Annotated in this window: 8 protein-coding genes; 2 read left to right on the top strand and 6 right to left on the bottom strand. The window is 64.1% G+C overall.

Going from position 1 to position 12,069, the window contains the following annotated elements; genetic code table 11:
• Positions 1-21 precede the first annotated feature (21 nt).
• The 5 genes from rpsG to AC1DIP_RS01920 all read right to left on the bottom strand — a co-directional run bounded on the left by rpsG (position 22) and on the right by AC1DIP_RS01920 (position 9,603).
• Positions 22-492 carry a 30S ribosomal protein S7 gene (rpsG, locus tag AC1DIP_RS01940; protein ID WP_003803829.1) on the bottom strand — a complete coding sequence of 157 codons (471 nt, stop codon included), beginning with the start codon at positions 490-492 and terminating at the stop codon, positions 22-24.
• A 1-nt stretch (position 493) separates the two neighbouring features.
• Entirely contained in the window at positions 494-868 is a 375-nt protein-coding gene (gene rpsL / locus AC1DIP_RS01935) for a 30S ribosomal protein S12 (protein WP_009358312.1), read from the bottom strand.
• A 377-nt stretch (positions 869-1,245) separates the two neighbouring features.
• Positions 1,246-5,145: a DNA-directed RNA polymerase subunit beta' gene (locus AC1DIP_RS01930; RefSeq protein ID WP_476206421.1), complete on the bottom strand. Its 3,900-nt coding sequence runs from the start codon at positions 5,143-5,145 to the stop codon at positions 1,246-1,248.
• A gap of 146 nt (positions 5,146-5,291) precedes the next feature.
• Positions 5,292-8,801, bottom strand: coding sequence for a DNA-directed RNA polymerase subunit beta (rpoB, locus tag AC1DIP_RS01925; RefSeq protein WP_159631357.1), 3,510 nt, complete (start codon positions 8,799-8,801; stop codon positions 5,292-5,294).
• 310 nt (positions 8,802-9,111) lie between these two features.
• The gene (locus tag AC1DIP_RS01920) at positions 9,112-9,603 is read right to left on the bottom strand and encodes a hypothetical protein (protein ID WP_477732645.1); all 492 of its coding nucleotides are present in this window, start codon (positions 9,601-9,603) and stop codon (positions 9,112-9,114) included.
• Positions 9,604-9,853: 250 nt separating this feature from the next.
• Between AC1DIP_RS01920 and AC1DIP_RS01915 the strand changes: the two genes are divergently transcribed.
• Positions 9,854-11,053, top strand: coding sequence for an acetyl-CoA C-acetyltransferase (locus AC1DIP_RS01915; RefSeq protein ID WP_477732644.1), 1,200 nt, complete (start codon positions 9,854-9,856; stop codon positions 11,051-11,053).
• On the top strand, positions 11,053-11,550 hold the full coding sequence (locus AC1DIP_RS01910) for a YbaK/EbsC family protein (protein ID WP_476206427.1): 498 nt from the start codon (positions 11,053-11,055) through the stop codon (positions 11,548-11,550). Before AC1DIP_RS01915 ends, AC1DIP_RS01910 begins: the two co-directional genes overlap by 1 nt.
• A gap of 83 nt (positions 11,551-11,633) precedes the next feature.
• Here AC1DIP_RS01910 and rplL read toward each other — a convergent pair whose 3' ends face one another.
• The gene (gene rplL, locus AC1DIP_RS01905; RefSeq protein ID WP_018760467.1) at positions 11,634-12,011 is read right to left on the bottom strand and encodes a 50S ribosomal protein L7/L12; all 378 of its coding nucleotides are present in this window, start codon (positions 12,009-12,011) and stop codon (positions 11,634-11,636) included.
• Positions 12,012-12,069: the final 58 nt, after the last annotated feature.

Genomic DNA, 12,069 nt, shown 5'->3' with positions numbered 1-12,069 from the left:
GCCGGCGGCGCCCGGGGAGTATTACCAGCGGTAGTGTGCGAAGGCCTTGTTGGACTCGGCCATCTTGTGGGTGTCTTCGCGACGCTTCACAGCGGCACCGAGACCGTTGGACGCATCCAGGATTTCGTTCTGGAGGCGCTCGGTCATCGTCTTCTCGCGGCGGGCCTTGGAGTAGCCAACCAGCCACCGCAGGGCGAGTGCGGTGGAGCGGCCCGGCTTAACCTCAACCGGAACCTGGTAGGTGGCGCCACCGACACGGCGGGAGCGGACCTCGAGGGAAGGCTTGACGTTGTCCATGGCCTTCTTCAGGGCTGCAACGGGGTCGCCGCCGGACTTGGCGCGTGCGCCTTCGAGTGCACCATAGACAATGCGCTCTGCCGTGGACTTCTTGCCGTCAACGAGCACCTTGTTGATGAGCTGGGTTACCAGCGGGGAACCGTATACCGGATCCGAAACGAGCGGCCGCTTGGGGGCCGGACCCTTGCGAGGCATATTACTTCTTCTCCATCTTTGCGCCGTAGCGGCTGCGGGCCTGCTTACGGTTCTTCACACCCTGGGTATCGAGGGCGCCACGGACGATCTTGTAGCGGACACCCGGGAGGTCCTTAACACGACCACCGCGAACGAGCACAATGGAGTGCTCCTGCAGGTTGTGGCCAACACCGGGGATGTAGGCGGTAACTTCCACGCCGCCGTTGAGGCGCACACGTGCCACCTTACGCAGAGCCGAGTTCGGCTTCTTCGGGGTGGTGGTGTAGACGCGGGTGCAAACACCGCGGCGCATGGGGCTGCCCTTAAGCGCGGGAGCCTTGGTCTTTGAGACCTTAGGCGTGCGGCCCTTACGGACCAGCTGGTTAATCGTAGGCACTCTCGTGTTCTCCGTTTTATCCGGAGTGGCTGTTTCCGGCCACTCTCTTGTTGCGTTGCCCCGCCGCCCGGGCCCTGAAGGAATCTCCATGGCGGCGAAGGCGAAGCCTTAATAGTCGGATCGCAGGCCGGGGCGAAACATACATTCCTGCAGTTCCCTAGGCATGCAAAAATGTGGCATACGTTGCACAAGAACCCTGCAAACCGGAAACGTCGCTCTGGTTCAGCTTTTCAGCTGATACCGGCGCACTCATCCACTGCCACAATAACAATTGGTAACAAGTCTAGCATGGACGGGCCCCATGCCTTAATCGACGGGTTAAACGGGGATGGTCCCCCACCTTGCGGTGCGGGACCATCCGTCGTCAGGCTTCCGGATTACCGGAAGTCGTTGCCCAGGTCGTAGTCATCCAGCGGGATGGCGTGGAACTCGGGAGCTCCGTCACCGCCCAGGGTGTCGTACGAGAAGTCACTGAACGCGCTGGGGCCGGTGAACAGGTTGGCCTTTGCTTCCTCAGTGGGCTCCACGGTGACCTCGGTGTAGCGCGGGAGGCCCGTGCCGGCCGGGATCAGCTTACCGATGATGACGTTTTCCTTCAGGCCGAGCAGCGGATCGCTCTTGCCTTCCATGGCCGCCTGCGTCAGGACGCGGGTGGTCTCCTGGAAGGAAGCTGCGGACAGCCAGGACTCGGTGGCCAGCGATGCCTTGGTGATGCCCATGAGTTCAGGACGTCCGGAAGCCGGAGTCTTGCCCTCGGACACAACGCGGCGGTTGGCGTCCTCGAAGCGGCTGCGCTCGGCGAGTTCGCCGGGCAGCAGGTCCGATTCGCCGGACTCGATGACCGTGACGCGGCGCAGCATCTGGCGGACGATAACCTCGACGTGCTTGTCGTGGATACCGATGCCCTGGCTGCGGTAAACGCCCTGCACTTCGTCCACGAGGAACTTCTGTGCCGCACGCGGGCCCATGATGCGCAGGACCTGCTTGGGGTCGACCGGGCCGTTGATCAGCTTCTGGCCAACGGAGACGTGGTCGCCGTCTTCGATCAGCAGGCGTGAACGGCGGAGGACCGGGTAGGCGATCTCTTCCGTTCCGTCATCCGGGGTGATGACCAGGCGCATCTGGCGCTCGGACTCTTCGATGGCGATGCGGCCGGCTGCTTCAGCAATCGGGGCAACACCCTTCGGAGTACGGGCTTCGAAGAGCTCCTGGATACGGGGCAGACCCTGGGTGATGTCGTCGCCACCGCCGGCGGAAACAGCACCACCGGTGTGGAACGTACGCATGGTCAGCTGGGTACCGGGCTCACCGATGGACTGTGCGGCGATGATGCCCACGGCCTCGCCGATGTCCACGGTCTTGCCGGTGGCCAGCGAGCGGCCGTAGCACAGGGCGCAGGTGCCGACGCTGGACTCACAGGTGAGTACAGAGCGGACCTTGACCTCGGTGATGCCTGCCTTGAAGAGCTCGTCGATCACAACGTCGCCGCAGTCGGTGCCGGCGGCTGCGAGGACGTTGCCCTCGGAGTCCACGACGTCGACGGCCAGCGTACGTGCGTAGGCGCTGTTCTCGACGTTCTCGTCCAGGACCAGCTCACCGTTGGAATCGGCGACGGCGATGGGCGTGACCAGGCCACGCTCGGTGCCGCAGTCCTCTTCGCGGACGATGACATCCTGCGAGACGTCCACCAGGCGACGGGTCAGGTAACCCGAGTTGGCGGTACGCAGTGCGGTATCGGCCAGGCCCTTACGGGCACCGTGCGTGGCGATGAAGTATTCCAGCACCGACAGGCCCTCGCGGTAGGAGGACTTGATGGGGCGCGGGATGATCTCACCCTTCGGGTTGGCCACCAGGCCACGGATACCCGCGATCTGGCGGACCTGCATCCAGTTACCACGTGCACCGGAGGACACCATGCGGTTGATGGTGTTCATCGGGGACAGGCTCTCACGCATCACGGAGGCGATGTCGTTTGTTGCCTTGTTCCAGATCTCGATCAGTTCCTGGCGGCGCTCGTCGTCGTCGATCAGGCCCTTGTCGTACTGGCCCTGGATCTTGGCGGCGCGTTCCTCGTACCCGGCAAGGATTTCCGGCTTGGCAGCAGGAACCTCAATGTCGGAGATGGCGACAGTGACGCCCGAACGGGTGGCCCAGTAGAAACCGGCATCCTTCAGGTTGTCCAGCGTTGCCGCGGTGACGACCTTGGGGTAGCGCTCGGCGAGGTCGTTGACGATCCGGGACAGTTCGCCCTTGTCGGCAACGGCTTCAACCCACGGGTAGTCCTCGGGCAGGGTCTGGTTGAACACAACCTGGCCCAGGGAGGTCTGGACGAGCGCCGGCTGACCGGGCTCCCAGCCTTCCGGGGCTTCCCAGCCGGCGTACGGGACGAATCCTTCGAGCCGGATCTTGACCTGCGAGTTGAGGTGCAGCTCGCGTGCATCGAAGGCCATGATGGCTTCCGATACGGAGGAGAAGATCCTGCCTTCGCCGGCCGAGCCCTTGCGCTTGGTGGTCAGGTGGTACAGGCCGATGATCATATCCTGCGAAGGCAGGGTGACCGGGCGTCCGTCAGAGGGCTTCAGGATGTTGTTCGAGGACAGCATCAGGATGCGGGCCTCAGCCTGCGCCTCGGGGCTCAGCGGCAGGTGGACTGCCATCTGGTCGCCGTCGAAGTCGGCGTTGAACGCGCCACAAACCAGCGGGTGCAGCTGGATTGCCTTGCCTTCAACAAGCTGCGGCTCGAACGCCTGGATGCCCAGGCGGTGCAGGGTAGGTGCACGGTTGAGCAGCACCGGGTGTTCGGTGATGATCTCTTCGAGCACGTCCCAGACCTGCGGGCGGTAGCGCTCCACCATCCGCTTTGCCGACTTGATGTTCTGGGCGTGGTTGAGGTCAACCAGGCGCTTCATCACGAACGGCTTGAAGAGCTCCAGGGCCATCTGCTTGGGCAGGCCGCACTGGTGCAGCTTCAGCTGCGGACCGACGACGATGACCGAACGACCCGAGTAGTCGACGCGCTTGCCGAGGAGGTTCTGGCGGAAACGGCCCTGCTTGCCCTTGAGCATGTCGCTCAGGGACTTCAGCGGACGGTTGCCAGGTCCGGTGACCGGGCGACCGCGGCGGCCGTTGTCGAAGAGGCTGTCAACAGCTTCCTGAAGCATGCGCTTCTCGTTGTTGACGATGATCTCCGGAGCACCCAGGTCAAGCAGGCGCTTGAGGCGGTTGTTGCGGTTGATCACGCGGCGGTACAGGTCGTTGAGGTCGGAGGTCGCGAAGCGGCCACCGTCCAGCTGGACCATGGGGCGCAGTTCCGGCGGGATCACCGGCACGGCGTCGAGGACCATGCCGAGCGGGCTGTTGTTGGTGGTCAGGAATGCGTTGACCACCTTGAGCCGCTTGAGGGCGCGGGTCTTGCGCTGGCCCTTGCCGTTGGCGATGACGTCGCGCAGCAGGTCGGACTCGGCCTGCATGTCGAAGTTCTCGAGGCGCTTCTTGATCGCCTCGGCACCCATGGAGCCTTCGAAGTACATGCCGTAGCGGTCCCGCAGTTCGCGGTACAGGCCTTCGTCACCTTCGAGGTCGGCGACCTTCAGGTTCTTGAAGCGGTCCCAGACCTGCTCGAGGCGCTCGATGTCGGCGTCGGCACGCTTGCGCACGTTGGCCATCTGGCGGTCGGCGGAGTCGCGGGCCTTCTTCTTGTCGGCAGCCTTGGCGCCTTCGCCCTCAAGGCGTGCAATTTCGCCTTCAAGGTCGCGGGCGATCGCGGCGATGTCGGCGTCGCGGTTGTCGATCAGCTGCTTCTTCTCGATGTCGTGCTCAACCTGCAGGTTGGGCAGTTCCTCGTGGCGGGCAGCCTCGTCGACGCTGGTGATCATGTAGGCAGCGAAGTAGATGACCTTTTCGAGGTCCTTCGGCGCCAGGTCAAGGAGGTAGCCCAGGCGGGAGGGAACACCCTTGAAGTACCAGATGTGGGTAACGGGGGCGGCCAGTTCGATGTGGCCCATGCGCTCACGGCGGACCTTGGCGCGGGTGACTTCAACGCCACAGCGCTCACAGATGATGCCCTTGAAGCGCACGCGCTTGTACTTGCCGCAGTAGCATTCCCAGTCCCGGGACGGGCCGAAGATCTTCTCGCAGAAGAGGCCGTCCTTCTCGGGCTTGAGCGTGCGGTAGTTGATGGTTTCCGGCTTCTTAACCTCGCCGTACGACCAGCCGCGGATGTCTTCCGCGGTGGCGAGGCCGATCTGCATGAGGCCGAAGGAGGATTCGCTGGACATATGGTCCCTGTTCTCTCTTGTTCTCTAAATTCTGAAGTCTTGACGGTCCCGGGGTTTCGACAGGCTCAACCACCGGGCGCCCTGGTGCGGGATGAGGGAGGTGGGGTACGACGGCGGGTGGTCACCCGTCGTCGTACGCCCGCCTGCTAAACCTCTTCTACGGAGCTGGGCTCTGCGCGAGACAGATCGATGCCCAGTTCTTCCGCAGCCGTGAAGACTGCGTCATCAGAGTCACGCATTTCAATTGTGGTTCCGTCCGTGGAAAGGACTTCCACGTTCAGGCACAGCGACTGCATTTCCTTGATCAAGACCTTGAAGGATTCGGGAACGCCCGGCTCGGGAATGTTCTCGCCCTTGACGATCGCCTCGTAGACCTTCACGCGACCGTGAATGTCATCCGACTTGATCGTGAGGAGTTCCTGGAGCGTGTAGGCGGCGCCGTAAGCTTCGAGCGCCCACACTTCCATTTCACCGAAGCGCTGGCCACCGAACTGTGCCTTACCACCCAGCGGCTGCTGCGTGATCATGGAGTACGGGCCGGTGGAGCGGGCGTGGATCTTGTCGTCCACCAGGTGGTGGAGCTTCAGGATGTACATGTAGCCGACCGAGATCGGATCCGGGAACGGCTCGCCGGAGCGGCCGTCAAACAGGCGGGTCTTGCCCGAAGAGTTGATCAGGCGGTCACCGTCGCGGGTCACGTTGGTGGAATCGAGCAGGCCCGTGATTTCCTCTTCGCGGGCACCGTCGAACACCGGCGTGGCAACAGTGGTGGGACCACTCTCGCGCGGCAGGTTCGGCAGCTGCTTGACCCACTCGGGCTCGCCTTCGATCTTCCAACCGGTCTTGGCAACCCAGCCGAGGTGCGTTTCGAGCACCTGGCCCACGTTCATACGGCCCGGAACACCCAGCGGGTTCAGGACGATGTCAACGGGGGTGCCGTCGGCAAGGAAGGGCATGTCCTCGATCGGAAGGATCTTGGAGATAACACCCTTGTTGCCGTGGCGGCCGGCGAGCTTGTCGCCGTCGGTGATTTTGCGCTTGGCGGCCACGTAGACGCGGACCAGCTGGTTCACGCCCGGGGGCAGCTCGTCGTCGTTGTCGCGGTCAAAAACGCGCACGCCGATGACGGTTCCGGATTCGCCGTGGGGAACCTTCAGGGAGGTGTCGCGGACTTCGCGGGACTTCTCACCGAAGATGGCGCGCAGCAGGCGCTCTTCCGGGGTCAGTTCGGTTTCACCCTTCGGGGTGACCTTTCCGACCAGGATGTCCCCTGCTTCAACCTCGGCACCGATGTGGATGATGCCGCGCTCGTCCAGGCCGGCCAGGACTTCCTCGGACACGTTGGGGATGTCACGGGTGATTTCCTCGGCACCAAGCTTGGTGTCGCGGGCATCGATCTCGTGCTCCTCGATGTGGATGGAGGAAAGGACGTCCTCGGCAACGATGCGCTGCGAGAGGATGATGGCGTCCTCGAAGTTGTGGCCTTCCCATGACATGAATGCCACGAGCAGGTTCTTGCCCAGTGCGAGCTCACCCTGGTCCGTTGCCGGGCCGTCGGCGATGATGCCGCCAACTTCCAGGCGCTGGCCTTCGTTGACCAGGACGCGGTGGTTGTAGCAGTTGCCCTGGTTGGAACGGGCGAACTTGTTGATGCGGTAGTTGGTCTCGGTGCCGTCGTCGTTGAGCATGATGACGAGCTCGGCGGAAACCTCGGTGACCACACCGGCCTTCTTGGCGATGACAACGTCACCGGCGTCGACGGCGGCGGCGCGCTCCATGCCGGTGCCCACGACGGGAGCCTCGGAACGGACCAGCGGCACAGCCTGGCGCTGCATGTTGGCACCCATGAGTGCACGGTTGGCGTCGTCGTGCTCCAGGAACGGGATCAGGGCGGTAGCCACGGACACCATCTGGCGCGGGGAGACGTCCATGAACTCGACGTCGGCGGCGGGAACCAGCACGGGCTCGCCTCCACCACCGCGGGCACGGACCAGGACGGTCTCTTCGGCGAACTTCTTGTTCTCGTCGAGCGGGGCGTTGGCCTGGGCGATCAGGACCTCGGCCTCGTCGTCGGCCGTCAGGTACTGGACGTCGTCGGAGACGACGCCGTCCTTGACCAGGCGGTACGGGGTCTCGATGAAACCGAACGGGTTGATGCGGCCGTAGGAAGCCAGCGAACCGATCAGGCCAATGTTCGGGCCTTCAGGGGTTTCGATGGGGCACATACGTCCGTAGTGGGACGGGTGCACGTCACGGACTTCCATGCCGGCGCGGTCACGGGACAGACCACCGGGGCCAAGGGCCGACAGGCGGCGCTTGTGGGTCAGGCCCGAGAGCGGGTTGTTCTGGTCCATGAACTGCGACAGCTGGGAGGTTCCGAAGAACTCCTTGATGGCTGCAACCACGGGGCGGATGTTGATCAGGGTCTGCGGCGTGATGGCCTCGACGTCCTGGGTGGTCATACGCTCGCGGACAACGCGCTCCATGCGGGACAGGCCGGTGCGCACCTGGTTCTCGATGAGCTCGCCGACGGCGCGGATGCGGCGGTTGCCGAAGTGGTCGATGTCGTCGATCTCGACGCGCAGGTCCACTTCCTGGCCATCGCGGGTGCCCTTGATGGTCTTCTCGCCGGCGTGCAGCGCGACGAGGAACTTGATCATGGCGACGATGTCTTCAACGTGCAGGACAGAGGCTTCCTTGTCACCAAGGGAGCGGTCGATGCCAAGCTTGCGGTTGATCTTGTAGCGGCCAACCTTGGCCAGATCGTAGCGCTTGGAGTTGAAGTACAGGTTGTCCAGCAGGGACTGGGCAGCCTCGACGGTGGGCGGCTCGCCCGGACGCAGCTTGCGGTAGATGTCCAGCAGGGCGTCTTCGCGGGTTTCGGTGGCGTCCTTCTCCAGGGTTGCCCGCATGGAGTCGTACTGACCGAACTCTTCGAGGATCTGGCCTTCGGTCCAGCCGAGGGCCTTCAGCAGGACGGTGACGGACTGCTTGCGCTTGCGGTCGAGGCGGACACCGACCTGGTCGCGCTTGTCGATCTCGAGCTCGAACCATGCACCGCGGGACGGGATGATCTTGGCGGTGAAGATGTCCTTGTCGCTGGTCTTGTCGGCGGCGCGCTCGAAGTAGGCGCCCGGCGAACGGACCAGCTGGGAGACGACGACACGCTCGGTGCCGTTGACGACGAAGGTGCCCTTCTCGGTCATCAGCGGGAAGTCACCCATGAACACGGTCTGCTGCTTGATTTCGCCCGTGTTGTTGTTCATGAATTCGGCCTTGACGTACAGCGGAGCCGAGTACGTTGCGTCCCGGTCCTTGCACTCAGCCATGGTGTACTTGGGGTCAGCGAACTCCGGATCGGAGAAGCTCAGGGACATGGTGCCCTGGAAGTCCTCGATCGGGGAGATCTCTTCGAAGATGTCCGACAGGCCGGACGTGGTGGCGACGCTGAGATCGTTTTCTTCGACAGCCTTTGCCACGCGTGCCTGCCAGCGCTCATTTCCGACCAGCCAGTCAAAGCTGTCCGTCTGCAGGGCAAGCAGATTCGGAACATCAAGGGGTTCGTGAATCTTTGCGAATGAGAGCCGGCGAGTGGCACCATCAGTGCTGTCGGCAGTGTTAGCGGTTTCGTTATTAGAGGTGCTCGAGGCGACCAAGAGGGATCCTTCCACAGACCTTCAGGCGTTTTCAGATCTCCCCCGCTGTGCACCCTGCGAAGTGACTCCGCAGCGCTACCATCCGGTTCCGCTATATGACCCGGGGCCCGGACTGACTATGCTGTGACCGTTGTTACGGCACGTTGATTGCCAGCTGCCAGGCAAAGCCCACCGCTATATGAAGGCTGAAGGTAAACAGGGAAGACGCAAATATCTACGATACGGCAAAACAACCTACGTGTCTACCCCACTTCCTGCCGGAATGCAAGCACCTTGTTCCTCTGCTCCGTACGGTGGGGTCCGGAACAGCCTAGAGGCGCAGCGTCACGCCCTCCGCCGTGCAGGTTCCGGCGTTCGCGAAGACGGCATCCCGTACGGCGTCCTCCGATTCCTTGGCGGGCTTGCCCCCGGACTCCGCGGCCGATGAGTGGTCGATGGCCAGCAGGCTCAGCGAGGTGAAGAGTCCCCTCAGGTCCCCCGAAACGGTGTCCTTGGCGTCCTGGGCTTTCGAGTAGACGTCCTCGTAACCCTGGGAATCGGTGGGGGGAACCGCGGCATAGTCCGCCACCAACTTGTTGAAGAGCTCGCAGGCCGCTTTGGTTCCCCCGGCCGCGGATGCGGAGCTTCCAGCGCCGGTGGAGGCGGCAGGGCTGCTGCCCTCCGTGCTGCTGTCAGGGCTCGACGCAGACGCTGTGGGGCGGGTGGATTCGGCCGGCGCGGGCGTGGATACCGAGCAGCCGGCCAGGGTGCCGCCAGTCAGGACCACCACGGCGATGGCCGCCGCCGTCAAAGGATTCTTCACGATGTCGCTCCGTCCGTCCCGGCTCCGGACCTGGTGTCCCCATGCAAAGCGCGTCCCCTGCAAAGCCTCGCCGTCCACCCTACGCAAGCGTCCGCCGTCGTGCATAACCCCGCCGATGGGGACCTCTCCCCTGCCCTTCCCTGCCGCATGCCCGGAATGCACATAGCGCCCTTGGCGTTTGAATAGTTGGGTGACCAGGCTCACGATAGCCTTGGTGGCTTAGATCAAAACCGGACGGAAAGTGGTAACCATGGGCAACTCTCCCGACAACAGTGACGTTGTCATCCTCGGGGCGGCACGGACTCCGCAGGGCCGGATCAACGGCCAGCTGTCGAGCCTCACCGCAGTGGATCTTGGTGCGCACGCCATCAAGGCCGCACTGGAACAAAGCGGTGTCGCCACGGCCGACGTGGAAGCCGTCATCATGGGCCAGGTCCTGCAGGCAGGAGCCGGCCAGAACCCCGCGCGGCAAAGCGCCATCGGCGCCGGCATCGGGTGGAACGTCCCCGCGGTGACCGTCAACAAAGTCTGCCTTTCCGGCCTGACCGCGGTGATTGATGCCGCCCGGATGATCCGGGCCGGCGAGGCCGCCGTGGTGGTTGCCGGCGGCCAGGAGTCGATGAGCCGCGCACCGCACCTGCTTCCGGGATCACGCCAGGGCTGGACCTACGGCTCCATCCAGGCGCTGGACGCAGCCGCCCATGACGGGCTGACCGATGCCTTCGACGGCGAATCGATGGGCCTGTCCACGGAGACGCGGAACCTCTCGCTGGGGATCGACCGCACCTCGCAGGACAACGTCGCCGCCCAATCGCACCAGCGGGCTGCCCTTGCGGCGAAGAACGGAACGTTCGACGGCGAAATCGCGCCCATCAGCGTGAAGCAGCGCAAGGGCGAGCCCCTGGTGGTGGACACTGACGAAGGGGTCCGCCCCAACACCTCGATCGAGTCGCTGGCAGGCCTGCGGGCTGCGTTCGTCACCGACGGCACCATCACCGCAGGCAATTCCTCTCCCCTCTCCGATGGCGCCGCCGCCCTGGTGCTCACCTCCCGCGGCTACGCGGAGGAGCACGGGCTGGAATACCTGGCGGTGGTCGGGAAGCCGGGCCAGGTGGCAGGCCCGGACAATTCCCTTCATTCACAGCCCTCCAACGCCATCATGAACGCCCTCGGCAAAGCGGGCTGGAGCACCGCCGATCTCGACTTCATCGAGATCAACGAAGCCTTCGGGTCGGTAGCCGTGCAGTCCCTCAAGGACCTGGACTACCCGCTGGAGAAGTGCAATATCCATGGCGGCGCCATCGCCCTGGGCCACCCGATCGGTGCCTCCGGCGCCCGGCTGGCGGCACATGCCGCACACGAACTGAAGCGGCGTGGCACCGGCAGGGCTGCGGTGTCCCTCTGCGGCGGGGGCGGGCAGGGCGAGGCCCTCCTGCTGTACCGCGACTGATGGCGGGCTCATCCGGAAACGGAGCGGACGGCGTCGGACGGGAACGGTTCCTGGCCGACGCCGCAGCCCGTGGCCTGGAAGTCGACGTGGTGGAGCGGCCCGCAGCGAAGAGCCTCGAAGAGGCCGCAGGCATCCTGGGCATCACACCGGCGGACATCGTCAAATCGCTGGTGGTGAAGCACAAGGACGGGACGTTCCTCTTCGCGCTGATCCCCGGTGACCGGCAGATTTCGTGGCCCAAGCTCCGCGCCCTGGTGGGCGTGAACAAGCTGTCCCTGCCGCCCGCGGACACGGCTTTGGAGGCCACCGGCTACGAGCGGGGCACCATCACCCCGCTTGGCAGCACCACGGCATGGCCTGTCTATGCCGACGCCACCATCACCGGGCGGCGCATCTCCATGGGTGCCGGTGCGCACGGGTACAGCGCCTTCGTCGACGCGGACGCGCTGACCGCCGCCCTGGACGCCGTGGTGGCGGACATCAGCGATCCCGGCTAAGCGGGGCCGGAAATTATCGAGGGCGTTAAAGCAGGAAACCCCGCCCACCGGAGTGGACGGGGTTTCCGTAGGAAAAGGCGTTGTTACTTGAGGGTAACGGTGGCGCCTGCAGCCTCGAGCTGCTCCTTGGCCTTCTCGGCAGCTTCCTTGTTGGCGCCTTCGAGAACAGCCTTGGGGGCGCTGTCAACCAGGTCCTTGGCTTCCTTGAGGCCGAGGGAGGTGATGGCGCGAACTTCCTTGATGACTGCGATCTTCTTGTCACCGGCAGATTCGAGGATGACGTCGAAGTCGGTCTTCTCTTCAACCTCTTCAGCGGCGCCGCCACCGGCGGGGCCGGCAACAGCTACAGCAGCAGCGGTAACTTCGAAGGTCTCTTCGAAGAGCTTGACGAACTCGGAGAGCTCGATGATGGTCAGTTCCTTGAAAGCTTCAATGAGCTCTTCGTTGCTGAGCTTCGCCATGGTAGGCGTCCTTCCTGTTGTGGTGACCGGGCGGCGCTGGGCCGGACGGACACCGGAG

The sequence above is a fragment of the Pseudarthrobacter sp. 05T312 genome (assembly GCF_056396685.1).
The sequence above is the reverse complement of the archived record's forward strand: the minus strand, read 5'-3'. Positions and strand labels throughout refer to the sequence as shown.